At 65.8% G+C, this 24,604-nt stretch carries 19 protein-coding genes; 9 read left to right on the top strand and 10 right to left on the bottom strand.

From position 1 onward, the window contains the following. The first annotated feature begins 241 nt into the window (after nucleotides 1-241). From C7I55_RS00845 to C7I55_RS27940, 7 genes are all read left to right on the top strand, one after another. Entirely contained in the window at nucleotides 242-979 is a 738-nt protein-coding gene (locus tag C7I55_RS00845) for an NUDIX hydrolase (RefSeq protein ID WP_106511009.1), read from the top strand. Then, nucleotides 979-1,962: an SPFH domain-containing protein gene (locus C7I55_RS00840; protein ID WP_106511008.1), complete on the top strand. Its 984-nt coding sequence runs from the start codon at nucleotides 979-981 to the stop codon at nucleotides 1,960-1,962. Before C7I55_RS00845 ends, C7I55_RS00840 begins: the two co-directional genes overlap by 1 nt. Before the next feature lie 8 nt (nucleotides 1,963-1,970). After that, nucleotides 1,971-2,864 carry an NAD(+)/NADH kinase gene (locus tag C7I55_RS00835; RefSeq protein ID WP_106511007.1) on the top strand — a complete coding sequence of 298 codons (894 nt, stop codon included), beginning with the start codon at nucleotides 1,971-1,973 and terminating at the stop codon, nucleotides 2,862-2,864. 394 nt (nucleotides 2,865-3,258) lie between these two features. Beyond that, the gene (locus C7I55_RS00830; protein ID WP_106511006.1) at nucleotides 3,259-5,778 is read left to right on the top strand and encodes a TonB-dependent receptor; all 2,520 of its coding nucleotides are present in this window, start codon (nucleotides 3,259-3,261) and stop codon (nucleotides 5,776-5,778) included. After that, entirely contained in the window at nucleotides 5,775-6,971 is a 1,197-nt protein-coding gene (locus C7I55_RS00825) for a YdcF family protein (protein WP_233221964.1), read from the top strand. The genes C7I55_RS00830 and C7I55_RS00825 overlap by 4 nt, the downstream gene beginning before the upstream one ends. 19 nt (nucleotides 6,972-6,990) lie before the next feature. Then, complete coding sequence (locus tag C7I55_RS27945) at nucleotides 6,991-7,983, top strand: phospholipase C/P1 nuclease family protein (protein ID WP_158266219.1); 993 nt, start codon at nucleotides 6,991-6,993, stop codon at nucleotides 7,981-7,983. Nucleotides 7,984-8,108: 125 nt separating this feature from the next. Continuing rightward, nucleotides 8,109-8,900, top strand: a complete 792-nt coding sequence (locus C7I55_RS27940) for a hypothetical protein (RefSeq protein WP_106511005.1) — start codon at nucleotides 8,109-8,111, stop codon at nucleotides 8,898-8,900. A gap of 99 nt (nucleotides 8,901-8,999) precedes the next feature. On the opposite strand, the gene C7I55_RS00810 is transcribed toward C7I55_RS27940, so the two are convergent. The 8 genes from C7I55_RS00810 to C7I55_RS00775 form a co-directional block, all read right to left on the bottom strand. Further along, entirely contained in the window at nucleotides 9,000-9,944 is a 945-nt protein-coding gene (locus tag C7I55_RS00810) for a trypsin-like serine peptidase (protein ID WP_199192672.1), read from the bottom strand. Nucleotides 9,945-10,019: 75 nt separating this feature from the next. Further along, the gene (locus tag C7I55_RS00805) at nucleotides 10,020-11,126 is read right to left on the bottom strand and encodes an NAD(P)/FAD-dependent oxidoreductase (protein WP_109043762.1); all 1,107 of its coding nucleotides are present in this window, start codon (nucleotides 11,124-11,126) and stop codon (nucleotides 10,020-10,022) included. Beyond that, nucleotides 11,123-11,533: a hypothetical protein gene (locus tag C7I55_RS00800; protein ID WP_106511004.1), complete on the bottom strand. Its 411-nt coding sequence runs from the start codon at nucleotides 11,531-11,533 to the stop codon at nucleotides 11,123-11,125. The genes C7I55_RS00805 and C7I55_RS00800 overlap by 4 nt, the downstream gene beginning before the upstream one ends. After that, a complete protein-coding gene (locus C7I55_RS00795; RefSeq protein WP_106511003.1) occupies nucleotides 11,530-14,190 on the bottom strand; it encodes a LodA/GoxA family CTQ-dependent oxidase in 2,661 nt (886 codons plus the stop codon). Before C7I55_RS00795 ends, C7I55_RS00800 begins: the two co-directional genes overlap by 4 nt. Before the next feature lie 30 nt (nucleotides 14,191-14,220). Next, a complete protein-coding gene (locus tag C7I55_RS00790; protein ID WP_106511002.1) occupies nucleotides 14,221-16,254 on the bottom strand; it encodes a tyrosinase family protein in 2,034 nt (677 codons plus the stop codon). Beyond that, nucleotides 16,241-18,256 carry a multicopper oxidase family protein gene (locus tag C7I55_RS00785; protein WP_106511001.1) on the bottom strand — a complete coding sequence of 672 codons (2,016 nt, stop codon included), beginning with the start codon at nucleotides 18,254-18,256 and terminating at the stop codon, nucleotides 16,241-16,243. Before C7I55_RS00785 ends, C7I55_RS00790 begins: the two co-directional genes overlap by 14 nt. A gap of 123 nt (nucleotides 18,257-18,379) precedes the next feature. Next, complete coding sequence (locus C7I55_RS00780) at nucleotides 18,380-19,546, bottom strand: aminotransferase (RefSeq protein ID WP_106511000.1); 1,167 nt, start codon at nucleotides 19,544-19,546, stop codon at nucleotides 18,380-18,382. Nucleotides 19,547-19,579: 33 nt separating this feature from the next. Beyond that, nucleotides 19,580-20,371: a DUF72 domain-containing protein gene (locus C7I55_RS00775; protein WP_106510999.1), complete on the bottom strand. Its 792-nt coding sequence runs from the start codon at nucleotides 20,369-20,371 to the stop codon at nucleotides 19,580-19,582. Nucleotides 20,372-20,479: 108 nt separating this feature from the next. Here C7I55_RS00775 and C7I55_RS00770 point away from each other — a divergent pair, with 108 nt between their 5' ends. Then, complete coding sequence (locus C7I55_RS00770; RefSeq protein ID WP_106510998.1) at nucleotides 20,480-21,484, top strand: alpha/beta hydrolase; 1,005 nt, start codon at nucleotides 20,480-20,482, stop codon at nucleotides 21,482-21,484. Here the strand turns inward: C7I55_RS00770 and C7I55_RS00765 are convergent. Continuing rightward, nucleotides 21,448-22,452: an alpha/beta fold hydrolase gene (locus tag C7I55_RS00765; RefSeq protein WP_106511602.1), complete on the bottom strand. Its 1,005-nt coding sequence runs from the start codon at nucleotides 22,450-22,452 to the stop codon at nucleotides 21,448-21,450. The genes C7I55_RS00770 and C7I55_RS00765 overlap by 37 nt on opposite strands. 145 nt (nucleotides 22,453-22,597) lie before the next feature. On the opposite strand from C7I55_RS00765, the gene C7I55_RS00760 reads away from it, so the two are divergent. Then, nucleotides 22,598-23,011, top strand: coding sequence for a cupin domain-containing protein (locus tag C7I55_RS00760; protein WP_106510997.1), 414 nt, complete (start codon nucleotides 22,598-22,600; stop codon nucleotides 23,009-23,011). A 16-nt stretch (nucleotides 23,012-23,027) separates the two neighbouring features. On the opposite strand, the gene C7I55_RS00755 is transcribed toward C7I55_RS00760, so the two are convergent. Continuing rightward, complete coding sequence (locus C7I55_RS00755; protein WP_199192671.1) at nucleotides 23,028-24,596, bottom strand: pectate lyase; 1,569 nt, start codon at nucleotides 24,594-24,596, stop codon at nucleotides 23,028-23,030. Nucleotides 24,597-24,604: the final 8 nt, after the last annotated feature.

Here is a 24,604-nt window from a genome sequence, read left to right as displayed (position 1 = left end):
AAAGTACCGCATTTTCAGCACGGAATCTTCTTCAAAGGATTGCCTATACCTTTTGGCTTAGAACTCCGTGATTTGGCCATCACTCAGCTTCGCTCGGGAGCCGGCATGTTCGAGTGGACGAGAGGCTGGGCGCACCTTGGCCGCGCCTTTTGCGCGCGCGCCATGCGGGAGCTTCGCGGACGCTTGACTTAGATGCATATTGCGTCTAACTAATGCGCATCGCGCACGTAAGGGTTTGAGAGTGACAGAACACGACTTCCTGGAAAGCTATGACCCGAGCGCCTTCGATCGGCCATCCGTCACGGTCGACCTGGTGCTGATGAGCATCGTCGGTCGCGCACCGGCGGTCCTGCTGACACGGCGGCAGGAGCATCCCTTCATCGATCATTGGGCACTTCCGGGCGGGTTCGTGCGCATCGACGAGAGCCTCGACGACGCCGCCCACCGCCTGCTCCGGGAGAAGGCGAACATGGCCGACCTGTATGTCGAGCAGCTCTACACCTTCGGAGCGGTCGGCCGAGATCCCCGCATGCGGATCATCAGCGTGGCCTATTTCGCCTTGCTGCCGGCAGAGCGCTTCGCAGCCGCACTCGCGGCACGAGAGGGGCTCGCGCTTGCAGCACTGACGCTTCCAGACAAGGCGGCGACCGGCGCCCCCGCCGAAATTCGGTCGGCTGCGGGCGAGCCCCTCCCCCTTGCCTTCGATCATGCCGAAATCCTCGGCCACGCGATCCGCCGGCTGCGCGGCAAGCTCGATTATTCTCGCGTCGCCTTCGCCCTGCTGCCGGAACGGTTCACCCTGCGTGCGCTCCAGGATGTGCACGAAGCGATCCGCGGCGAGCAGCTCAACAAGCCCGCCTTCCGCCGGCGCATGCTCGATCGGGGTTGGCTGATCCCGACCGGAGAGCGGGAGACCGGCGCCTCGTTTCGTCCCGCTGAACTTTATCGCTTCAACCCATCCGACAAAGGAGACATGTGATGGCACACATCAAGAATTTCGGGTTGGTGGCACAGCTGCGCAGCGATGCCAGCAGCCACGTCATCCGTTACCGCAACGGCCGCATTCGGCAGAGCGGGCGCGGACTCGTCTTCTGGTTCCGGCCGGAGACCGCGAGCATCGCCGAACTGCCGATGGACGACCGCGAGATGGCGCTGTTCGTCAAGGGCCGCAGCCAGGATTTCCAGAGCGTCGCCGTCCAGGGAACGCTGACCTGGCGAGTCGCCGACCCCGAACTACTGGCCAGCCGCGTCGATTTCAGCATCGGCCTGTTCACCGGCGCCCACCAGGCCGAGCCGATCCAGCGGATCGAAACCCGGCTCGCCGGCCTCGTCAACCAGGCTGCGCTCCAGCATCTTGCCCATGCGCCGGTCCGCGCCTTGCTCGACGCCGGGCCGGAGCCGCTGCGCCGCGCGCTCGAGGTGGCGCTCACTGCCGATCCTGCCGTTGCGGACATCGGCATCGAGCTGGTCGCGATCCGCCTCACCAATCTTGCGCCGACGAGCGAGCTCGAACGCGCGCTGCAGACTCCGACCTTCGAGGCGCTGCAGCAAAAGGCCGACGAAGCGACCTTCGAGCGGCGCGCACTTGCCGTCGACAAGGAACGGGCGATCGCCGAGAACGAATTGTCCAATCGCACCGAGCTTGCCCGTCGCGAGAAGATGCTGATCACCGAAGAGGCCGACAACGCGCGCAGCCGTGCCGCAGGTCTCGCCGAAGCGCAGCAGGTCGAAGCCGCCGCCGAGGCCGATCGCATCCGCACGGTCGAGAGCGCACGCGCCGAAGCCGAGCAGGCGCGCATCGCCATCTACCGCGATCTGCCGCCCGGCGTGCTGCTCGGCCTCGCAGCGCGGGAAGCCGCGGGCAAGCTCGACACGATCGAGCATCTGAACGTCACGCCCGATCTCCTTGCCAGCCTGGTCGGCGAATTCCGCCGCGCCCCGGCCATCCTGCCGGTCCCGTAAGGCCGGCGATGGCGACCAACCCACCGCGCGCGGTATTCGTCACCCGGGAAAGCGACTACGAGTTGCTTCTCGCCCGCCACGCTACCCGCGAACAGGCGCGCTTCTTCCTGGAAAGTCGCGGCCAGAGCCTCGCCTCGCTCGAGGCGCGGCATGCCGAGCGGGAGCGCGCGCTCCACAGCGCTCGCGCCGCGGTGTCGCGCGACTGGCGTCAGACCCTGGTCCGCCGCGCGGATCTCGATCGGTTCCTGTTCGGTCCGGAGGATGTCGTCGTTGCCGTGGGCCAGGACGGCCTCGTCGCCAACGTCGCCAAATACCTGTCCGGCCAACCGGTGCTTGGCGTCAATCCGTCCCCCGATCTCTATGACGGCGTGCTCGCGCGCGTGCCGGTCGATCGGCTCGGCCGATTGCTGCTACAAGCCGCGGCCGGCGATGCCCAGCTCGAGCGCCGGACGATGGTCGAGGCGGTCCTCGACAATGGCGAGCGGCTGCTGGCGCTGAACGAGATCTTCGTCGGCCATCGCAGCCACCAGTCGGCACGCTATAGCCTCGATGCCGCCGGAACGCACGAGGATCAATCGTCGAGCGGCCTGATCGTCGCTTCCGGCACCGGCGCGACTGGATGGGCGCGGTCGATCATGGAAGCGACCCGGCAGCAGGTGTCGCTCGCGGTCGAAGAACGCGCGGTCGCCTATTTCGTCCGCGAACCCTTTCCGAGCATCGCCACCGGCACCACGATGCGGTGCGGCAAGCTCGCCGATACCCGGCTCGAGATCACCTCGCGCATGAACGACGGCGGCATCATCTTCGCAGACGGAATCGAGCAGGATTTCATCGGCTTCGATTGGGGACGCCGGCTGCGCGTCGGTCCGGCCTCGCACGCCCTCCATCTGGTCACCGCCTGAGCAACATTCTTTGGATCGCCGCTTGCGACACCGGGCACTCCCGCGCGGCGACGCCTGGTCGCCGGCTCCGCCTCAAAGCCGATCGAGCTTGCGGAAGACTTTGCGGAACAGCTTCTTCGCCAGCTTGCGCCCGAGCTTGCGACCCAGTTTTCGAGTGAGCTTCGACGTGATCATCGCGTGACCCTCCTTGGTGTACTATTTGTATAACACACCTTGTCGGAGGGCTCAAGCAGCCCGTCGCCGAACATAAGCCCGCCCGATCTCACGCGCCGCCTGTATGCCGCCGCAGAACGAACGATTAAATTCAACAAAAACGATTAAAACTGTCACAACCTGCCGCCATCGGCCTCCCTGTCGCCCGCGCGGCGTCACGCAATGCAATTCTGGGGGGCTTATGCTCAAGACGATATTCGCCGGTACGGCGCTTTCCGCCATCTGTTCCGCAATCGCCGTCCCCGCCCGGGCACAGGACGCCGAGCCGGCGCAGCAACAGGAAGGCGCGGTCACGCCGGCCGACACGTCCAGCGTTGCGGAGGCCGGAAACGGCTCGGACGAGATCGTCATCACCGGCTCGACCCGTGCCCAGCGGCGCTTCGATGCCTCTTTCGCGATCAACACGCTGTCGCGGGAGGACATCGAAAAGATCGCCCCGGTCAACTTCGCCGATCTGATCGGCCAGCTTCCCGGCTTCCAGACCGAGATTACCGGCGGCGAGGTCCAGAACATCTATCGCATCCGCGGCCTGCCCAATGATGGCGGCTTCGTCAGCTTCCAGCAGGACGGGCTGCCGCTGTTCCACGAGAATGACGGTGTCTTCTTCCGCGGCGACGCCATCCTGAAGGCGGATCTGATGACCGACCGCGTAGAGGTCGTGCGCGGCGGTCCGGCACCCGTCTATGCGAGCTATTCGGGCGCCATCGTCAACGCGATCACGGTAACGGGCGACGAGACGCCGCGAGGGCGGGCGCAGGTGACCCTTGGCGATACCGGCCTCTACCGGCTCGACGCCTATCAGGCGGGTCCTCTCGGCAAGGACACCTATTATGCAATCGGCGGCTTTCTCCGCCACCATGACGGTTATCGCGACAATGGCTTCGCCAACGACAAAGGCGGGCAGATCCGCGCCAATCTGAAGCACGATCTCGCCAATGGCTCCGTCAAGTTCAACGTCAACTACGTCAACGATCACAACGTCTTCTACCTGCCGATCCCGATTGCGGACCCCCGTGATCCAAGCGTCTCCCTCGATCCCTATATCGATTTCTTCACCGGAACGATGAACTCGCCGGCGCTGCGCAAAGTCAACTTGCTGTGGCGCGACGGTGCCGGTCAGATCCAGAGCCGCACCAGCGATCTGTCGGACGGCCGTCACATGCGGATGGTCAATGTCGGCGCCCAATATGAAGGTGATTTCGGCGGCTGGCTGGTCCAGGCCAAGGGTGGCTTCACGCGGGGTAAGCTCGATTTCACCGCTTTTTATTCGACCACCAACCCTGCCGATGCGAACGTCTTCGCCAATTCCTACCTGGCACGATCGCGCACCGCGTTCGGTAACGTCGCCTCGCTCGGCTACGTGCTCGCCGGCACCACCACGGCATACGATCCCTATGCCGCTTCGGGCCTCGTCATGCAGGGACAGTATCGGGACATTCATTCAAAATTCTATTCCGGGCAAGGCACGCTGTCGGTTGCCAAGCGCTTCGAGACCGGCCTCGGCAGCCACGATCTCAAGCTGGGGCTTTATGCCAGCGCCTATGGCGAGGACAGCCGCACCACCTATCAGAATTTCCTGATCGAAGTGGCGGGCCAGCCGCGCACCCTCGATCTCGTTGCCTATTCCGCCACCGGCGCCGAGCTCGGACGGGTCACCGACAATGGAGTGCTCAATTATGCGGCGACGCTCAACCAGGGTGATTCCGATGCCACCATGTACGCGCTGTTCGCCAACGACACCTGGGAGATCGTTCCCGGCCTCCGCCTGGACGGCGGCATCCGTCATGAACGCTACAGCTACAAGGGCTGGGCCGCACTGACGACACAGGTCAATCTCGGCGACCCGACGACCCTTGCCGACGACGCTACGCGGGCGTTCACCGGCGCGATCGTCAACCAGAAACTCAAACCGAACGTCACCAACTGGACCATCGGGGCGAATTACGATTTCAGCAATCATGTCGGTATCTACGGTCGCGCCTCGCACCTCGAAACACCGCCCAACATCCAGACAGTGATGTCGATCAACCCGACGATCCTGACGACGGTGGCGGACCAGTATGAAGCCGGGCTCAAGCTGGCCTGGGGCCGCTCCTACCTTTACGTCACCGGCTTCTACACCAATTTCGATCCGCTCAATGCCTCGTTCCTCGCCTTCGACCCGACCACCGGGCGCAACGACGTCAACGTACCCTTCATCGGCGAAGCGCAGGTGAAGGGCGTGGAATTCGACGGCGCATGGGCAGTGACGCCATGGTTTTCGCTGAACGGCGCGCTGACGATCAGCGATCCCAAGTACAAGAATTTCGAGAGCGCCACCGGCGCCGACCCGGAACAGGCCGAGGGCAATCAGATCGTCCGCCAGCCCAAGATCTACGGCAACATCCGCCCGAGCTTCGATTTCACCACGGCCGGCACCGAAGTCTCGGTCTATGGCCGCTACACCTACATGGGCAAGCGTTACGTCGATCTCTACAACAACACGGCGCTGCCGTCCTACGGCACGGTCGGCGCGGGCGTGACGCTGCGCCGCGGCCGCTGGCAGGTACAAGTCGTCGGCGACAATCTGTTCAACGCCCACGGCCTCACCGAAGGCAATACCCGCACCGACTCGCTGAGCGGACAGGGAAGCAGCGAAGCGATCTACGGCCGCCCGATCTTCGGCCGGAATGTTCGCCTCGTCGTCGGCACCTCGTGGTGACCGGCTGGCGGTGCGGACTGGCGACGGTCGTCGCCGCCATCCTCGCCGCCACCCCGGCCGTAGCCGGGGTGGATACTCCGCCTGCGGCACCAACGGACACGGTGCCGGACAGGCTCGCCCAGAACCTCTCCCGGCGGCTCTTTCCGGTGTTGAACGGTGCAGCCCGTCCGGACAGCCTCGCAACCCTGGCGGCGCGGCTAGAAGTGCGGCGCGTGCTTGCCGATCGTGCGGGGCGGCGTCAGGCGTGCGGCACCGAGACCCTTTGCCAGGCCAGGGCAATGCTGTGGCAGGCGGCCGAAATCGAAGTGATGACCTCCGCCCTGGCTTCGCTCCCCGGCGTTCCGGCGCCCGAGGATGGCGTAGCGAACGGCGTCGGCCGTGAGCTGCGCGGCCTAGACACGATCATCGAGACGTATGCGCTCGGCGGCGTTCCCGCCTACCCGGCGATCGACGGCTCCGGCATCCCGGCCGATGGTCCGGAAGCGCAAACCCGGACGAAAGCGGCCCTTGCGCTCGCCCAAACGCCGCGGGCCGGATCGCTGCAGGCGCTCGATCCGTCGATCGAGTTCGCCCTGGCATTGCTCGACACCAATGATCGCACCGACGCGATCGGTTTCGAACCGATCTCAGCCGGCCTCAACGAACCTGCCTTTGCACGCGCCAGGACGCTAGAATGGGCGCGCTACCGTTACAGCGCAATGGTCGTGACCGGGGTGGGGCCCGAAGTGCCCGAGATGCCGCTCAGCCCCCTCGGCAAGCTGCATCTGCGGCTCGCTGCGAACCGCTTCGCGCGCGGGGACATTCCGTACATTATCGTCACCGGCGGCCGTGCCAATCCGCGCGCAACCAGGTTCACCGAAGCGGAGGAAATGCGCAGCGCACTCATCCACCGCTACGGCGTCCCGGCCGAGGCGATCGTGATCGAACCTTATGCGCGGCACACGACCACCAATCTTCGCAATGCCGCACGGCTGCTGATGATGCTGGGCGCGCCGCTGGCCAAGGACCTGCTGATCGTCTGCAATCCGGTGCAGAGCGCCACCATCGAGGGCCCCGCCTTTGCGGCGCGGAACCTGCGCGAGCTTGGCTATCTTCCCGGTAGGGTCGGCAAGCGAGTTTCGCCGACCGAGCTCGAATATCGCCCATCGTCCGGATCCGCGCGGATCGACCCGCACGACCCGCTCGATCCCTGACACAGCCACGGAGACCCGGATGCGCCACCTCTTTCTCGCAGCTCTCGCCGCCCTCCCGGTCGTCGCCGGTCAATCCACCGCCGCCCAGGCTTGGGGCGAGCGCGCGCATGCCGTCATCGATCGGGCCGCGATCGAGGCCATCCCCGACGACGGGCCGATCTTCCTTCGAAAGCAGATCGATTTCATAGCCGGATCGGCCTCGCTGCCCGATAGCTGGCGCGGGAATTCGGAGAATTTCTCGAAGATCGAAGAGGATCCGAACCACGGCTGGTTCAAGGAGCAATTCGCGTTCCTGCGGCCGATCCCGCGCTCGCGCTACGAGTTCGTGCTCGCGCTGCACAAACAGTATGACCGGATCAAGGGTACGGATCCGGAAACCGCCGGGCGGACCAACATACGCTGGACAGGGACCCTGCCCTACGCGGCGATCGAGGCCTATGACCGGCTGGTCGTGTGCATGCGTGCCGTGCGGGCCGCGCAAAATGAAGGCCGGGATTCGACGTTTCCGGAGCAGCATTGCGCCTTTCAGGTCATCCGGCTCGGCCATTATATCGGCGATGGATCGCAACCGCTGCACGACTCGATTCACAGCGATGGCTGGCGCGGCGACAATCCCCAAAACTATACCCGCGATCGCTCGATCCACGGCCGCTTCGAAAGCGGTTTTGTCGACGCGATCGCCCTCAGCACCGGCGACATAGCCGGCCGGATCGGCGCTCCCGGACATCGCAGCGGCGACATGTTCGATGCGATTCTCGCCTTCCTGGACGAGGCCGCGGGCAAGCTGGACTCCGTCTACACGCTGGAGAAGCGAAGCGGCTTTGCCGATCCTGCGGACAAGGAAGTCCGTGCGCTCGTGTACGAGCGCACCGCCGCCGGGGCATCGATGCTGCGCGACATGCTCTGCCGGGCATGGGAGGAAAGCGCGGCCGTACCTGCCGCCGTTGACCCTTCACCGCTGGATCCGGCCAATCCCCGATACAATCCGGAAACCGGCTCAGCACCCGACTGACCTCGAGGCGCTTCGCTCTGCGGTGCTTGGAAGAAGGAATTCACGTATATTTCACGCGGAGCCACGCCTGTTGAGAATGCCTTCGTCGGATCTGCCCGCATCTTCCGGATCGCTCAGGATCGACGATGAAAAACTCAAGACGTTTTTGGCAGGGCGCGCTCGTCGCCTGCTCCGTCGGGGCAGTGCTCGCAGGCGGGCCGGCATGGTGCGCCCCCGTGCCGAGCAACGCGCGCGAGGACGAGACCGACTTCGAAGCGGCGCTTACGCGGCAGCAACCCCGGCCTAAAGCCGCGCGACCGAGCGGGCCCAAGCCGGCGTCTTCGGACAGTTCGGCGCCGGCGCCGCAAGCGAGCGCCGCGCCCGGCACGCTTCCCCCCGAATGGCGCAGCGTTAGCGCGATCCGCGATCGCGACACGTGGATGAGAGCGACACGCGACGCACGCGACGGGCGCCTGGATCCGTTTGCGCTGGTCGAGCAGGTCACCGGCGGAATACCGTTGCCGCCGGGTGCGCGCCCGGCTCGGTGCCGATACACGCCGCTGCGCCTTCTCTACACGAGCGGCAGCCCGGTTTCGGCCGAATATGATCGGCTGAGAGTGCAGGCCGCGAAGGACAGGCCCGGCGGGAAGGACCATGTTCGCTTCTACATGGGGCACACGGCAATCGCGGTGGCGGCGACACAAGCCAGGATGGATGACTATGAGCGCTTCTACCTGTCACAGGGCTTCGAGCGGGTTGCCGGCCACGCGAAGCGGACGCGCGAGCAGCGGGTGTTTCTCCGGCCATCCCCCGCTCCTGGCAAACCGGCACTCAGGATCAGTATCGTCGCAGATGCCTATAGCGAGTTCAGCAATTGCGCCGATCAGGGCGTGATCATCCCCAGCGGACCGACTTTCGACGTGACTCTGGAGCCTTGACCGGCCGCGAGACCAGCGCCCGCGGCCATGCGGTTGAGAAAGGAAGTCAGGCGCAGCCGTCGGGCGGCGAGTCCCGGCCATGCTCTGCAGCGATCCCCGTCAGCTTCGCCAGGCGCTGATATTCTCCATCACGGCCGCGGTAATCCGGGTGCCGCTGTTGGTGACCACACCGCCATAAGCATGGACGGCGACGACGTAGCGGGCACCGTCGCGGATCATGTAGGCGGGCGCGCCGCTCTGGCCTCCGACAGTGTCGATCTCGTAATTGACCTTTGTCGAACCGAGCGCCGCGGTCTTGCGACTGTCGTGCCACAACGTCCCCTGCTCCGCGCCCTTCTTGTCGACCGGATAGCCGGCAACGTTGAGGATTGCGTCCTTCAACACCGCGTCGGGAAAGACGCCGTAGCCGAACCAGCCGACCTTGCCGCCGAGCTCGTTGGGAACGATGATCGCCGCATAATCGAAGCTCTCGTCGCCAGTGTCGGCCCAACCCTTGACCGTCCAGAAGCGGCTGCTGGTGACGGAGCCGAACGGCAGCGCGGCACCGTTCCGGCCGGGCATGACCTGAATGCTCTTGACCCAGCCCTCGCGGTTCGGGCGGCCGCTATTCTTGACGTAGACGCAGTGCCCCGCGGTGATCAAAGTCCGCGGACTGACGAACCAGCCGGTGCCGACGAATTGCGCGCCATCGTTCGCGGTGATGAGGAGCGACGCGATTGCACGATAGGGGTAGCTCGACGTGTCCGTGATGCGGACTCGCTCGTCCGTGCCAAGGATCGCCTCCAGCGCGATCGCATCGTCGTTGAACGAGGCGGCGCCGATATCCTGGAGATGCTCCGTGCGCGGCGCTTCGACCGGCGCCGAGTCCATCGCCGGCGCGCTTTCGGTCGCAGCCTTCGCGCCGTCCTTCTCGACCGGACCATCGGCGGCGAGTACCCCGCTTTCGGTTCCGGTTTCGGGCGCTGCGACCACTTCCTCCGACGGCCGGCTCTGCGACGTCAGATTGCTGACCGGGAAATGCGGGTCGTTCGGATCGCTTGCCATGTCCCCTCCTCTGCCTCTCTTTGCCCCCGTGGCGCTGCTGCCTAATCTACCATGTCCGCCCAGGCGAGGCCTGCCTCATTCATGCCTGACCGGACCAATCTCCTCTGCCGCGACGCGCCAAAAGGGTTGATCCGCATGGTCCGCCGCTTCGGCATAATGGCGGCGAAGCGCGTCGCGATACTGCGCGAGATCCTGGGCCAGCAGCCAAGCATAGCGTGCCTCCGCCTGCCGCCCGCGCCCCTCGCAGGCATCGGCCGCCGCATAAGCGGCGAAGATGCCTGAGCGTAAAGCCGCTACCAGGCCGCGCGAGGAGAGCGGATCGGCCGCGAAGGCGGTATCGCCGGCGGCGAACCAGCCCGGCCCGCAAACCGGCGCCAGCGTCACCGTGCCGGCCGGCCGCGCGGCGGCGCCGAGCTCCACCGCGCCGTCGCCGAGCACTGCCCGCACATGCCGGGTCGCAGCCAAGGCGCCGTACCAGCCGCACGCCGAGCGCAGACGGGCGGCGCGCGCACTGGCGGCGTCGCTTATGCAGGCGATCACCCGCTGACGACCCGGCAGATCCGCGGTGTACCACCATCCCTCCGGGCGCGCCTCGATCAGGGTGCGGCCGTCGGCGGCCGCATCGGCGAAGAATCGGAGGAAGGCGGCGCGGCGGTCGTGCGCTGTGACGCCGGCGCCGAGCGACCGCGCCAGCCGCCAGCTCCGGCCGGTCGCCCAGATCAGCAGCCGGGCATCGAGAACGGCGCCGCCGGCTGACCGCAGCCGCCAGCCGAACGGGGTTGCGGCGGCACCGGCGACCGGCCACCCGCGGCGCAGATCGACACCGGCGGCCGCGGCGCCGTCGGCCAGCAACCGGTCGAAGCGGGCGCGATCGAGGTGCCATCCGTGGCCCGCCGCCGAGAACAGGCTGTGGCGTTCGGCGAGGCTCTCACCGGCCCACGCCGACGCGGTCGCCAGCGATGGCGTGAACGCTTCCGCCGCGAACTTCGCGCCGAGGCCGAGACTGTCGAGCAGTGGCGCCGCCAGTGCGGGAAGCACTTCTCCCGCCTTGAGCCCGCGATGATCGCCCGCCTCGAGCATCACCACCGTGAGATCCGGCGAATGGCGGCGAAGCGCGAGCGCGGCCGCCGATCCCGCCGGACCGCCGCCAACCACCGCGACGTCGTAGAGCGGCGGCGTCACTCCGCGGCCTGGCGCACCGCGTAGAAGGAGGCGACCTCCCCGGCGGGACCGCTTCCATGAAAAATGGTGCGGGTGACGGAGCCGACCAGCGCATCGACCTGCTGCCCCTTCGCGCTCGCCGGCCAATCGGGCACCAGCCAGGCGATGTAATCGTAGACCCAGGGAACGCCGTCGACATCGCCCTTGCCCTGGAAACGGACCTGCATCGGCGACCCGAAGCCGAAGCTGCCGCGCAGCGTCAGCGACCAGCCCGGCCCGCCGATGGAGCCGCCAAGCTGCGCCGGCCCCGCCTGCTCAATGGTGAGCGTGCCACGACCGAATTCGAGCTTGTCGAAATCGGTTGCGAGATCGGGATCGTTGAGCAGGCTGCGATAGGCCCAAATGCCGACAAAGGGATTGCTGGTCACGGCTCGTCTCCACTGCGTTCCACGCTGATATATTTGTTGTCGGGGGAGGAGGAATCGACGTCCTCGTACGGATTGCGGATGACGAAGCCGAGCTTCGACCATTCGGTCACCATCTTGAGGTCGCCGGCAAGCGTCTGGGAAACGCCGCGCGACCAGTTGCGCATTTCGTAGGTGCGCTTGCCGCCGATCATCACCGCTTCCCAGACCTGCATCGGGCGGTGGACCGGCCACCACAAAGTCTCCCACTGCCTCTGTTCCTGGGCAAGCAGGCTGTTGTTCGGCCGGGTCGGATCGATCGCGTTCCAGGCGGTGTAGGTGACGTCGATCGTCTGGGTGGAGCATTCGTTGAAGTCCGCCTGCCACGGCAGGCCGGACGTCTTGGTGAGATCGCCGGGCTGCAGGCCGACATCATAGTCGCTGCCCTGGGAGAGGTCCTGGTCGGCATAAGCGACATAGGCCTCCTCGCCGATCACTGCGCCCCAGCGATTAGCATTCTCCTGCGCCGGCGCGAGCCGGAATGCAGCGAAGCCGGGATCGGCCTTGAGCCGGTAGGGCTCGCGCCAGATCGCGGGGTTGCGGATGATCCAGGTGACTTCGCCGCCCGGGCAGAAGGCGCCGCCGAGCAGGTTCGACAGCACGCCCCGATCGAGATCGCGGCCGGTCTTGGCGGTCCAGCCTTCATAGGGGCGCCAAGGATCGATCTTCGGCACCCAGCCCTCGGCGACCTCGTCGATGAACTTGCCCTCGGCCCATTGCCGCAGCAGAAAGAGCTGGGTGTCGGTGAGCCGCAGGAACTTGCTGACCGTCTCGTTGCTGATCGGATTGTCGCCGGCGAGAAGCGGCATCAGCGGCAGGTGATAGGTCCGCGTCGAAGGATTGCCGCCGAGCACGAACACATTCTCCTCGCCGGGCTTGCGCAGCAGATCGAACAGGTAGCGTCGTGCCGGACCGGCCGGATCGGCGGTCGCGTCGATCACCGCCTGGTCGAGCGCGCGCTGCAGAAGGATGCCGGCGCGATGTTCCTGCGCAACCCGTCGGATCGCGGCCGCGATCGGCTCGTCGGGATCGCCCTCCCCAGCCCGGGCCGGCGGCTCCTCGCGGGTGGTCAGCCGGGCCGTCTTGAGCAAGGCCGGCGGCGGATCCGACAGCCGCTCCGCGAGCATCTTCACCGCATTGCGCACCGCCTGATCGAGGCCGGCCTCGGCATCGGCATAGGCCGCGCTCGGTGCGGTCTCGTTCTCGCGGAACACGCTTTGCCAGCGCAGCGCATAGGCCTCCGGGGCTTCGTCGGTCAGCGGCGGGCAGACCGCGGCGACAAAGGCCAGCGCCGCCGCCGCGAGCATCGGCGCGGCGTCCTCGCCGGCGGCGAGCGCGCCCGGACGCGAGCTCGCGTCGAGCACCATCATCGCCGGCTCCAGCGCACGCTCGAAGAGCAGGCCGGAGGCGTGGTCCTGCACCGTCTGATGCTGCCGCTTCGCCTTTGCCTTTGGGACGACCCGCGGCGGAATACAGAGCCGGTACGGATCGAAGGTGCCACGCTTCGACTGGTTGTGCGGGAAATTGCTCTGCTGGAGGATGTTGGTGAAATAGGTGTGCTCGTCCGGCCGGACCAGGATCGTCCAGATGTCGCGCCAGAACCACGGCCGATAGTCCTCATTCCACTCCCGCCGCCCGGCTTTCCAGTGGAGCAGGGCCGGTCGGTCGGTCGGATCGATCCGCTGCGGGGCCGAAAAGCTGCCAGGCGCTCCGAACATGTCGGGCCGGTCGGCGAATTCGCGGATGGCGAGATCTTCGACGACGTCGTCCAGGGTGATCATGTCGAGCACTTCGGGCGCGTAGCGTGGATAGCCGACAAGCACCCACGCCGGATATTCGACGTCGACATAGCGAAGCTGGCCGACATTCGTGGCATCGATCACCAACCGCGCCATCACCGGGCCGTCTGAAATGTCGTCGAACCAGCCGTCGGTATTGGCGTAATGATCGATCCGCGGCTGCCCGAAATCGCTCTTGTAGGAACCGCTGCGGCCATGGCCGCCGAGGACGAGCAGCCGGCCGCTGTCGTCGGTCAGGATCTCGCCGAGCGTGTCGATGTCGTGGGGACGCAGGCCCTTGGGCGGGAAGGTGTCGGCGTAGAGCGGGTTGCCGCCGCGGCTGAAGCTGGCGCGCCGACGGCTGGTGAGATCGACCGTCTGCGGCCCGGCGTCGATGATCAATTGCTGACGTGCCGCCGGATCGGTGATGTCGGCGTTGCGAAGCCGCGCATCGGCGGGATAGCCGGCTTCGCCCTGCAGCGCGTTGAATTCGTACCAGCTCGCTTTCTTGTTCGACAAATGGACGCGCCACTGGATGTCGGCGAGAACACCCTGATTGCCGCCGCCGGCGACCGGATCGCCGATCTTGAGCGGCCGCCCGTCGGGGCTCTGCTCGTCATAGACCCAGATCTGGAAGCGCGCGGCATTGCGCTTGATCCGCCCCTCGGCATCCTTGAACCTCTGGATCGGCTGTTCGCGCCCGACATCGCCGTTGCCCTGCGCGTCGCAGGCGATCGGCAGCTGTGCCGGACCTTCGGGCGAGATGCAGAATTCGTCGGGACTGTCGCCGAGACGGGCGATCCCGATCCCCGGATGGATTCGATAGATCGGTGTCGACCCCATGATTCTCTCCCCCCTTGCGGCCTGCCCAGCTCAGTCGAGAAAGTTGAGCGACACGCCGTCCAGCCGCAGCAATTCCTTGTCTTCCTGGTAGGCGCCGCCGATCACCACCAGGGTGACCGTCAGCGCGCTCGCGCCGGCGTCGAGCAGACGGCGGACCGTGCGGGTGACGTCGATCCGGTGGTTGCGCGGCGTGTTCATGCTGCGTGGCCGCATGTCGTATTTACGCGGCTCCGCATCCGGCAGGTCGCAATGGCCCGGCCCGCCATAGCATTCGCCATGACCGAACACGGCGGCATAGCCGGCATAGCCTTCGTGGGTGAGCGGCGTGGTGCCGTCGGCATCGGGCACGTTGAGGAACACCCGGATGAAGCAGGAGCGCGGCAGTTGCGGCACCCGGTGCAGCCGCACCTCGGCGCTGCGGAAGCCCTTGCGGACCGGTTCGGGCACCGGCATCGAAGTCGAGACGAAGCGGCCGACCGGCCGGTCGAGCCCGACCGGAACGATCGTGCTGCCCCGGACATATTCATAGCCGAAGCGATGTATGTCGATCGTGTCGCGCACCGCATAGCTCCACGGTGTCAGCACCGCATCGAGGCCGACGGGGAGGCTGTTCGGATGATCTTGCTGCCACACCGACCACAAGCGGTCGATGTTGGCGTGGATCGGCCAGAAGATCGGATCAAAGGACGCAGTGAGATTGCTGAGCATGTCGCCGACCGGCGGCTGGCTGTAGAGATCGGCGCGCTTGTGGAACCTGCGGCCGGTGACCCGCACCGCCTGGTTGCGGGTGTCGGCGTCGAGCGCGCCCGCCGTCTTCGGCACGTCCGGATTGAAGCCGCCGGTCCAAATGTGCATCGTATTGTGCGGATTTTGATCGAGGAACCCGAAACTGTCGACGTACAGGCTGCCGCCTCCGAAATCCCGGAAGGTGCGCAGCGACAATATCTCCTCGATGTCGGTCGGGCTCGGATAATGGTAGTGGATCCGCTCGTTGATCGTCACCGGCTTGCCGTCGATGAAATATTGGGCGGGATAGCGAAGCGGGTACCACAGCGCGTTGGAGGCGAGCAAAGCGTCGATGAAGCGGTTGCGGTTCTCGCCAAGGATGTAGTCCGGGCCGATCGCCTGCTCGACCGCGGCGAAGAAATCATGCGGCCGGGTGAACCGGGTTCCGACGATCGGCCTCAGTGGATCGGTCGGAATATCGGCGCGGGCGAGGATCTCCAGCGACGCCTCGTCGAGATAGGCCTTGAACGAGTCCGGTATGATCCGCCCGTTGGGCGGATCATCGCTATAGGCAGGCGCCGAAAAGTCCCAATAGGGCATCGTCACGTCGGGGCAGAAATCCTGCAACACCTGCTCGAATTCGTAAAGATAGATGCGATGCCACGGAAGGAAACGTTCCCAGCCATGCTGGCAGTGATTCTGGTGGATGAGCGCGAGATTGTTGTAGTTGCGGACGTCGCCCACCCATTTGTTGAGCGCGTACATCTCGCGAAAGGCGGCGCGCAGCCGCTCGTGCTGGCCCTCGCTCATCGCATCGATGTCCAGCCGCTGGCGCAATTCGCCTTTCTGGTGACGGTAGGCGCCGGGATCGGAGGTCGGCGCGAATTCGGGGCCGGCCAGGCCGGTAACCTTGATCCGCGCGTCCGCCGGGACTTCGACATTCTCCGCAATGGTCAGTTCGGCGAACGGCGCATCTGGGCAGCCTTCGTCAATCCACGCCTCGATCCGATCCACATCGGCCGGGTCGACGGCATCGCCGCCCCATGGCAGCCGCACGAACCGGCTGCCGTCGAACGGCGCCTGCCCGCGCAGCCCCTGGACGAGGGCCGATCGGGCGCCGCGCCCGGATCCTGGCGCAGACTTGCCGCAGCAGCTCCCCACCGGCGCGATCAGCGCCAGGCCCATCAGCCGGGCATCGAGGAAGGCGCCGAGCGGCAGCGTCCAGAAACGGCCGAGGCCGCCATGATCGGAGCTGCTCTCGCCCGCCGCCTTGTCAAGCACCGCCTGGACATCGGGGTAGAGAAACGCGCTTTCGGCACCCGCCTCAGTGGTGGCCATTGGACGGACCCTGATCCTGCAGCTGATTTCCGGGCGCGCCGACCTCCCCCGCGGGAAGGACGATTGCGACATTCTGCATCATGCCCTGATCCTCATGGTCGAGGATGTGGCAGTGGAGGACGAACTCGCCGATGTAGCGCTGGTAACGGGTGCGGACGGTGATCGTGTAAACGCCTGGATTGGTGCCTGGGAGCAGGCTCTTCACCATCAGCGTGTCTTTCCAGACGCCTTTCAGCCCCGGATATTGGGGATCGGCCAGCTTGCCGCCTGCATTGTCGATCGCCCCCGGTGCGCTCACATCCTTGCCGCTCGGATCGAGAATCGAGACGATCTGGAACGGATTGACGTGAATGTGGAACGGGTGGCTGACGAACTGGGATTCCAGCGACCATTGCTCGACCGCACCAAGGCTGAGCTGCCGATCGATCCGGTTCGGATCGTAGGGACGCGGCTCGTAATCCTGGCTGCCGATCTCGAACATCGTGCTCTGGGTGCTGACATCGATGTTGAAGGTGAGGTTCTGATAGCCGGTCACCTCCTTGTCGCCGACATCCGGGTGCGGCACGAATTTGGCGAGGCGGAAATTGTTGCTGAGATCGGCGATGACGTCGTCCCGCACGTCAGGCGGCATCAGCCGCTGGGCACGCTCGACCAGCGCCTTCTGGACGTAGGTTCGCAGATCCGGGCCGGTCGCAACGCCGGTTCCGGCGGTAACGATGGCGAGCAGCCGCTGCGGCACGTCGTCACCGCCAACACTGCCGGCCTCGGGGGTCTCGACATCGATCGCGCAATAATCGCGCGCCTCGGGAAAGGCGACCAGCGCATCGAAGCGATAACCCGGCTGGAACGTCGCGAGTTTGGTGTCGAGCGCAGCGGCCATGGTCAGCCCGTCGGCGGCGACCAGCTGGTAGGGGATCGGGGCGCCGGTGCAGTAGAGCTTGACCCAGCTGTCCATCTGCTTGGCGGTGAGGTTTTCCGGCCTCGTGATCCCTGCCTTGAGCGGCCGGAATTGCAACGCGATGGTGTCGCGGACGCCGCCATGGATCATGCGCCAGCGCTGGATCTCGCCCTGCGCGGCGGCGATCCTGGGCAGCACCTCGCCGTTGATGCTCGTGAACCGACCGGATTTGCCCCAGCTGCCAGGGCCGAACGCCGCATAACTTTCGATCTTGCCGGCCTGGTTCGAGGGGCAATCATAGGTCTGGTTGGGGCCGGTATCGGGTTGCGACGGATCCTTCAGGCAATAATATTGGATCTGCTGGAACACCATCACCTGCTCCTTCATGTCCTTGAGCAGGGTATCGAGATCGCCATTGGCCTGCGGCGTCGGCGGCCGCTCGCCGCGGATGACCAACGCGCCCGCCATCCCGCTCGACACCTGCAGGGCGGTCGAGCCGTGGCGGTGGGTGTGGTACCAGAAGGTGCCGGCCGGATGATCGCCGGGAATGTTGTATTCATACTGGAATTTCACGCCCGGATTGATCGACAGCAGGACGTTGTCGCCATTGCCCGACGGATTGACCCACAGGCCGTGGCTGTGGAGGTTGGTGCCGTTGAAGCAATGCGGGATGTTGATGTGGTGATCGCCGGCCGCGCAGCTTGCGTCCGGGGGAAGACGGTTGTTGAGCGCAATCCGCACCGTCTCGCCCGGCGCCGCGACGATCATCGGCGAGACGAACGGCGCGCGCGGCGGCGGCGGCGGATCGGTCGGATCCGCGTAGCTGCGAAGATGGACCTTGTCCCACACTCCGGTCGCCGGATTGAATATCTCCCCGTCGCGATAGACGATGTCGAGGTTGAGCAATCTCTCCTTGCCGCCGGCAAGGCCAGGCTGGGCCAGCAGCAGCTTGGACGGCTTGTCGGGCGCGGCGCCGAGTTCCGGCGGATTGGAGACGACACGCGCATTGTCCTGCGCGACCGCCGGCTGCGCCCACATCAGTGCCGAAGCCAGCGCCATTCCGCTCACGATCCAACGATCGGACTTCAAACCCAATCTCGCCATCTTCCCCCCGCTCCCCGGCGGACATGACCGCCGTTCTCAGCAGAGTAAGGCAGGAACGGATGTTTCGGGAGCGAGAATAGTGGATTTGGTCCGAAACAGATCAGACTTGTCTGCGGCTCTGTTTTACTTGAGGAATCTGGCCATTTCCGCCCGTGCGGCAATCAACGCGTCGGCACCGGCCGCGATCGTCTCGGGCTTCTTGGCGAAGCACAAACGAACGATGCTGGTTACCGGATCCTCTGCATAGAAGGGCGACAGCGGAATCGCAGCGACGCCGAATTCCCTGACGATGCGATCGCAAAAGGCGGCGTCATCGAGCGTGATCCCGGAGGCCGGCAGGTCGACGCACAGAAAATAGGTCCCCTCGGCGGGCAGAAGATGGTAGCCGCCGTCGGAGAGCCGGGCGGTAAGATCGTCCCGCGACGCGGCGAAACTGCGACGCATCGTGCCAAAATAGGCGCTGTCCTTGCCGAGACCGTAGCCGACCGCGGTCTGGAGATTGGGCGGGGTCGCATAGGCGACGAACTGGTGCGCCTTGGAGATCGGCACAGCGAGTTCCGGCGGCGCGACGATCCAGCCGACCTTCCAGCCGGTGAGCGAGAAGATCTTGCCGGCCGATCCGACCTTCACCGTCCGCTCCGCCATGCCGGGCAGCCGCGCCAGCGGCACGAAGACGCGGCCGTCGAACACCACATGTTCCCAAACTTCATCGGTGAGCGCGATCGCATCGTGGCGAACGCACGCGTCTGCAAGCAAAGCAAGCTCGCCCGCGTCGAACAGGCGCGCGCTTGGATTGTGCGGATTGTTGAAGATGACGAGGCGCGTGCGCGGGCCGAATGCGCGCGCCAGCGCTTCTTCCGTGATCCGCCAGTCCGGCGGGGTCAGCCGAATGAAGCGGGGAATGCCGCCGGCGCGCAGCACCAAAGGCAGATACGCGTCGTAGAGCGGCTGGAACAGAAGCACTTCGTCGCCGGGTTCGACCAGGGCGAGGATCGCCGCGGCGAGCGCCTCTGTAGCGCCCGAGGTCACCGTCACGTTCGCCGGCGAAACATCGATCTGCTGATGCGCGCTATAATGCAACGCCACCGCCTCGCGCAGCATGGGCAGGCCGAGCATCGGCGCATATTGGTTCGAGCCATGGAGCAAGGCGTCGGCAGCGCGGGCGACGACATCGTCGGGCCAGCCGAAATCCGGAAAGCCCTGACCGAGATTGACCGCGTCATGCTCGACGGCAAGCGTCGACATCGACGCGAAGATCGACGTCGGCGTGTTGGCAAAAAGCGGGTTCATCCTGTCTCCGATCGCATTGCGCTCGAGACGCGGTCAGAGCCGCTCGAGCAGGCCCATCGCGGCGGCGGGGGCACGCTCCTTGGCACCGTTGATCATGAACACGTAGACATCGCGCGGCCCCGCCGCTTGATGCTCGGCGCTGTACGGATAATCCCGAGGGCAAATACCGCCGGCCCAGCCCCGCGCCACCTCCGCCCAGCGATCGAGCTCGGCCGGCGAATATCCCTGAGGCTCCTCGCTGCGCGCGCCGAGCAGCCGGGCATAGACGAGGTCGCCGCTCATATCCGGCACGCATGGAAATTCCTCACCATCGCCGAACACGATTGCCACGCCCGCAGCGCGCATCATTTCGACGAAGGCCGGATCACGGAAGCTTTCGTGGCGTGGCTCGACGGCATGCTGCAGCTTCACGCCGGCGACCTCGCGTGGGAGCAACGACAGAAAGGTGCGGAAATCGTCGGGATCGAACTTCTTGGTCGCCATCAGCTGCCAGACGATCGGCCCGAGCTTGTCGCCGAGTTCGGTGAAGCCCTGGTTGCAGAAGCGCTCGATCCCCTCGCCGCCCTCCCCGAGCACGCGGCGGTTGCTGCAATAGCGCGATCCCTTGAGCGCGAACTTGAAGCCGTCCGGCACCGCCTTCGCCCATTTCTCGTACGAAGCCGGCGATTGCAGCTTGTAATAGGTGGCGTTGATCTCGATCGCGGTGACGTGCTGCGCGGCATGTTCGAGCTGCTTCGTCTTGGCGAGCTTGGGCGGATAGAATGTCTCGCGCCAGGGCTCATAGTCCCACCCGCCAATGCCCACCCGGATCGTGCCTGCGCTCATCGCCTCTTGCTAGCCCGGCCGCGGGTACGGCTCAACCGCTTTGCGACGCCGCTTGATCGGCACGCGCGGCGCGGGATAAGCGCGTCTCGACACGGATGAGGGATCGGCATGAAGATCGACCGGCGGGGCGCGATGGCACTGGGAATGGCGGGATTGGCGGCGGCGAGGGCAGCGAAGGGACAGCCGGGCAGCAGCGGTCGACCGGCGGATCCGGCTGAGACGATCCACCTGTGGCCGAACGGCGCGCCGGGCGGCGAGCGGGTGCGTGTTACGGCGAAAGTCACCGAGCGCAGCACCTCGCCCGAGTTCCACGATCGCTCCGCCGCGCATACCCGTGATCCGAGGATGATGGTGTACCGACCCGCGAAACCCAATGGTGCGGCGATGCTGCTGATCCCGGGCGGCGGATATCGCTATTCGGTGCTCGACAAGGAAGGGACCGAGATCGCCCTGCCCTTCAGCCAGGCCGGCATCACCTGCTTCGTCCTGCTCTATCGCCTGCCCGCCGACGGGTGGGCGGCCGGCCCCGATGCGCCACTGCAGGACGCGCAGCGGGCACTACGCATCATCCGCAGCCGCGCCGCGGAATTCGGTGTCGATCCGAAGCGGGTCGGCGTGCTCGGCGCCTCGGCCGGCGGCCACCTCGCAGCGTCGCTGTCCACCGGCGCCGATCGCAACGTCTACGCCCCGGTCGACCGGCTCGACACCGTGCCGGCACGCCCCGATTTCGCGCTGCTTCTCTACCCGGTCATTTCGCTGTCCGAGCCGTTCGTCCATGCCGGATCGCGCAAGGAATTGCTCGGCGTCGCGTCGGCCGCGGAGCAGATCAGGGCTTATTCGCCGAACCTGCAGGTGCGCGCGAACACGCCGCCCACCTTCCTCGTCCATGCTTATGACGACGGCGCCGTTCCGATCGAGAACAGCTTCCTCTATTCGGAGGCGCTCCGTTCGGCGAAAGTGCCGGTCGAGACCCACTATTTCGAGGAAGGCGGCCACGGCTTCGGCATCCGCCAGACCAAGGGCTTGCCCGCGGCGAGCTGGCCAACGCTGTTCCTGAACTGGGCAGGCCGCCGCGGCTATCTTGGGCCGAGCGCCTCGATCAAGACCGACTGAAAGCGCGCGGGCGCCTCGACCTGGGGCGAATGGCCGAGTTCGTCGAGCCGCACCAGCCGCGCACCGGGGATCCGGGTGACCGCCTCTTCCGCAGCCTGGGGCACAGTGCGGACCTTGGCCGGAACCGGCGCGGTGCCGCCCCTGAAGGCGGTGAGGTCGCGCTGACCGATGATAAGGGTCGTCGGCACGGCGATCCGCGGCAGCTCCGCCGCGACCGGCTGGGTCTGGATCATGTCCGAAAGCCGCGCCTGGGCATCGCGGACGATGTCGCCGTCGGGGCTCGCATATTGTCCGGCGAGCATGGCCACCCAGCGATCGTAACCGGGCCGCCATTCGCCATGATAATAATTGCGCAGCTGATAGGCCTTGATCGAACTGGCGTCTGTCTTCGCCTCCTCGGCACGAAGCGTCCCGAGATCGGCATAAGGCACGCCCTCTGCCAGCGTGTCGTTGAGGCCTAGCGGATTGACGAGGACGAGCTGTGACACGCGCGCGGGATGCAGCAAGGCGAAACGGACGGCGATCATCCCCCCGGTCGAATGCGCAACCAGCGTGACGGGTCCGACGCCCGCGCGATCGAGCAGATGCCGGGTGAGCGTCGCCAGGCTGTGAAGGCTGTACTGATAGCCTTTCGGCTTGGACGATTTGCAGAAGCCGATCTGATCCGGAACGATCACCCTGAAACCGCTCGCAGCGAGGTGACGCGCCGTCTCGCCCCATGTCGCCGCGCAGAAATTCTTGCCGTGGAGCAGCACGATGGTCCGGCCGTTGGCGGGCGCTGTCGGCGCGACATCCATATAGGCCATTCGCACCGCCGTGCTTTGGGACTCGGTCTCGAACCAGCGTATCGGATAGGGATAGTCGAAGCGCTCGAGATCGGCGCCGAGCGGTCGCGTTTGGGCCGCGGCGATGCTCGCCGCGTTGGCCGCAATCGTCGCCGCCGCCATCATCGCCAGTCTCGCACGCATCAGGAGTCTCGCACGCATCAGGTCTTCGGCCTCCAGGATCATCGTTCACCGCGGGCGAAACGCACGGATGCCGCCCCGGGTGCCTTATCGATGACAACGGTTACCATGCATGATAACCCTGTCATCGGCAGCAAGGGAGGGACGGATGCTGAGCGAGGCAATCGCAGCAGCGCTGGCAACGGCGGCAGCGCCGCCGATGGTCGTCATCGACGAGACCAAGGTCGTGCGCGAGGAAGCGCCGCCGCACGGCGCGATTGGGATGAGCACCGCATACCGGATCAGCGACGCCGCGCCGGGCCGCAAGATGGAGTTCAGGAAGCGCGTGCTCCACAAAGGCGCGGCGATCGGCCTGCACCCGATCGCCCATGACGAAGTCTATTACGTCCTCTCCGGCGAAGGCGAAGTGGAATCGGACGGGGTCAAGGCACGGCTGACCTCCGGGATGACCGCCTACCTCTACGACGGCGCGGATGTCGGCATCCGCCAGCTCGGCAACGAACCGCTGGCGCTGATCATCTCCTACCCGCTCGAGCAACGAACGGGCGCACCGAAGCCATAGCCTCGCGCGCGGACCGTCAGCGTTCGGGTCGGAGCGCACCCATCAGCTTGACCATGTTCGCCATGTAGGTGGCGGTCGAGATGCCGGTCACCGGATGGTCGGTCGTGTACGGCGAGGTGTCGGTTTCGTCGCCGACATGGGTCGATCGGAAGTCCCCCGGGGCCGGAGTCGGCGAACCATCGCCCTTGTAGGGATTGCTCGTCGCCTTGAGCGGCGTCGGCCACCAGCCCTGGCTGTTGAGGCTTCGGATAAGATCGCGCGGCGTCGCCGTCACCGATCCCGCGTTGAGATCGGAGCCGACCATGCCGCCGCTGACGAAGAAGCGCGGCAGCGGCTTCGCATTGGCCGCGAGCAGCGGCGAATCCCTGGTCGCCTCGGCGACCGGCAGCGCCTTCAGGGCTTCATAGTCCCGCCGCAGCCGCGGGACGTCGATCGAGCGGAAGGCCGAATAATGGCCGAGTGTCGCCTCCGGGCTGTAGTCCCAATAATAGGTGCCGTTGACCACGTTCGAGCCGCGCCGGTGAACGTAGACCGGCTTGTTGGTGCCGATCTCGATGAAGGTCGGAAAGCGGCGGCTGCCCTGCCCCTGGCCCTCCGCAAGGCGGACGCTGTCGAGCCAGTCCAGCGCCTCCGGGATCCGCGCGAGGAAGCGGCCGTCGCCAGTCATCCGATAGAAATTCATCAACTGCTCGACATTGTCGGCGGTGGACGCCGTGTGCAGCGCATTGGGCTCGTAGGTTCGCGCCGCCGCCGGCTTCAGATCGAGCGTATATTGCAGCGCCCAGCCGGCCTGCGGCGCTGCTTGTTGAGTCAGCAGGTAGACGTTCATCCCGCGGGTAATCGCGTCGAGCACACGCGTATCGCCGAGATGCTGATAGGCCATCAGCAGGAATTTGACGTTCTCCGCCGCAACTTCGTCGTTGAACGTGATATAGCTCTGATAGCCGGGATAATTGGGATCGAACGGCCAGCGCTGGGGCCAGCCGCCGGCCGGATATTGGCTGTCGAGCACGAAATTGACCGCTTTCTCGAGGGCCGGCCGATATTTCGGATCCTGCTTTTCCAGATAGATGCGCAGCAGGAATTGCGCGGCTTCCGACGTTCCCATGTCGTCGAAGGTGCTGTTGTCGGCGTAGTGCTGAAATTCCTCCATCCGCCAGGCATTCTTGCCGATCGTCTCGTACCAGTGCCTGGTTGCTGCCGGTCCGCCGAAATCGATGAAATAATGCCAGCCGCCGGAGCGGTGCTGGCCCCGGATCAGCGCCCCCGCGACTGCCTCCGCGGCCTGATAATAATAGTCGTCCCCGGTGGCGTGATATGCATCGAGGAACAGGTGGCCCATCGTCGCCGTGCCCGGCGGCTGGACCCAGATCATGTTCGGAGTCGCTTCGATCTCGCCCCAGCGGCGCGACATGTCCGGCAGATAGGACCAGACATAACCGCCGTTGGTCGAAGCCTTCTCGACCATGAAGGTGGTGGCGCGCTTCATCGCCTTTTCGATTTCCGGCCGCGTCTGCGCCGCCGCGGGGACGGTGGACACGGTGGCGAGAAGAGCGAGAGCGAGAAAGCGCGCCTTGAACATCATCTGGGTCG

The sequence above is a fragment of the Allosphingosinicella deserti genome (genome assembly GCF_003012735.1).
GTDB lineage: Bacteria > Pseudomonadota > Alphaproteobacteria > Sphingomonadales > Sphingomonadaceae > Allosphingosinicella > Allosphingosinicella deserti.
The sequence above is the reverse complement of the archived record's forward strand: the minus strand, read 5'-3'. Positions and strand labels throughout refer to the sequence as shown.

Bases quoted from the DNA above. Each gene is read 5' to 3' on its own strand.
- C7I55_RS00780 (WP_106511000.1), bottom strand. From the start codon at position 19,546: ATGAACCCGCTTTTTGCCAACACGCCGACGTCGATCTTCGCGTCGATG.
- C7I55_RS27945 (WP_158266219.1), top strand. From the start codon at position 6,991: ATGCGCCACCTCTTTCTCGCAGCTCTCGCCGCCCTCCCGGTCGTCGCC.
- C7I55_RS00835 (WP_106511007.1), top strand. From the start codon at position 1,971: ATGGCGACCAACCCACCGCGCGCGGTATTCGTCACCCGGGAAAGCGAC.
- C7I55_RS00840 (WP_106511008.1), top strand. From the start codon at position 979: ATGGCACACATCAAGAATTTCGGGTTGGTGGCACAGCTGCGCAGCGAT.
- C7I55_RS00755 (WP_199192671.1), bottom strand. From the start codon at position 24,596: ATGATGTTCAAGGCGCGCTTTCTCGCTCTCGCTCTTCTCGCCACCGTG.
- C7I55_RS00790 (WP_106511002.1), bottom strand. From the start codon at position 16,254: ATGGCCACCACTGAGGCGGGTGCCGAAAGCGCGTTTCTCTACCCCGAT.
- C7I55_RS00795 (WP_106511003.1), bottom strand. From the start codon at position 14,190: ATGGGGTCGACACCGATCTATCGAATCCATCCGGGGATCGGGATCGCC.
- C7I55_RS00810 (WP_199192672.1), bottom strand. From the start codon at position 9,944: ATGGCAAGCGATCCGAACGACCCGCATTTCCCGGTCAGCAATCTGACG.
- C7I55_RS27940 (WP_106511005.1), top strand. From the start codon at position 8,109: ATGAAAAACTCAAGACGTTTTTGGCAGGGCGCGCTCGTCGCCTGCTCC.
- C7I55_RS00785 (WP_106511001.1), bottom strand. From the start codon at position 18,256: ATGGCGAGATTGGGTTTGAAGTCCGATCGTTGGATCGTGAGCGGAATG.
- C7I55_RS00765 (WP_106511602.1), bottom strand. From the start codon at position 22,452: ATGCGTGCGAGACTGGCGATGATGGCGGCGGCGACGATTGCGGCCAAC.
- C7I55_RS00760 (WP_106510997.1), top strand. From the start codon at position 22,598: ATGCTGAGCGAGGCAATCGCAGCAGCGCTGGCAACGGCGGCAGCGCCG.
- C7I55_RS00775 (WP_106510999.1), bottom strand. From the start codon at position 20,371: ATGAGCGCAGGCACGATCCGGGTGGGCATTGGCGGGTGGGACTATGAG.
- C7I55_RS00770 (WP_106510998.1), top strand. From the start codon at position 20,480: ATGAAGATCGACCGGCGGGGCGCGATGGCACTGGGAATGGCGGGATTG.
- C7I55_RS00830 (WP_106511006.1), top strand. From the start codon at position 3,259: ATGCTCAAGACGATATTCGCCGGTACGGCGCTTTCCGCCATCTGTTCC.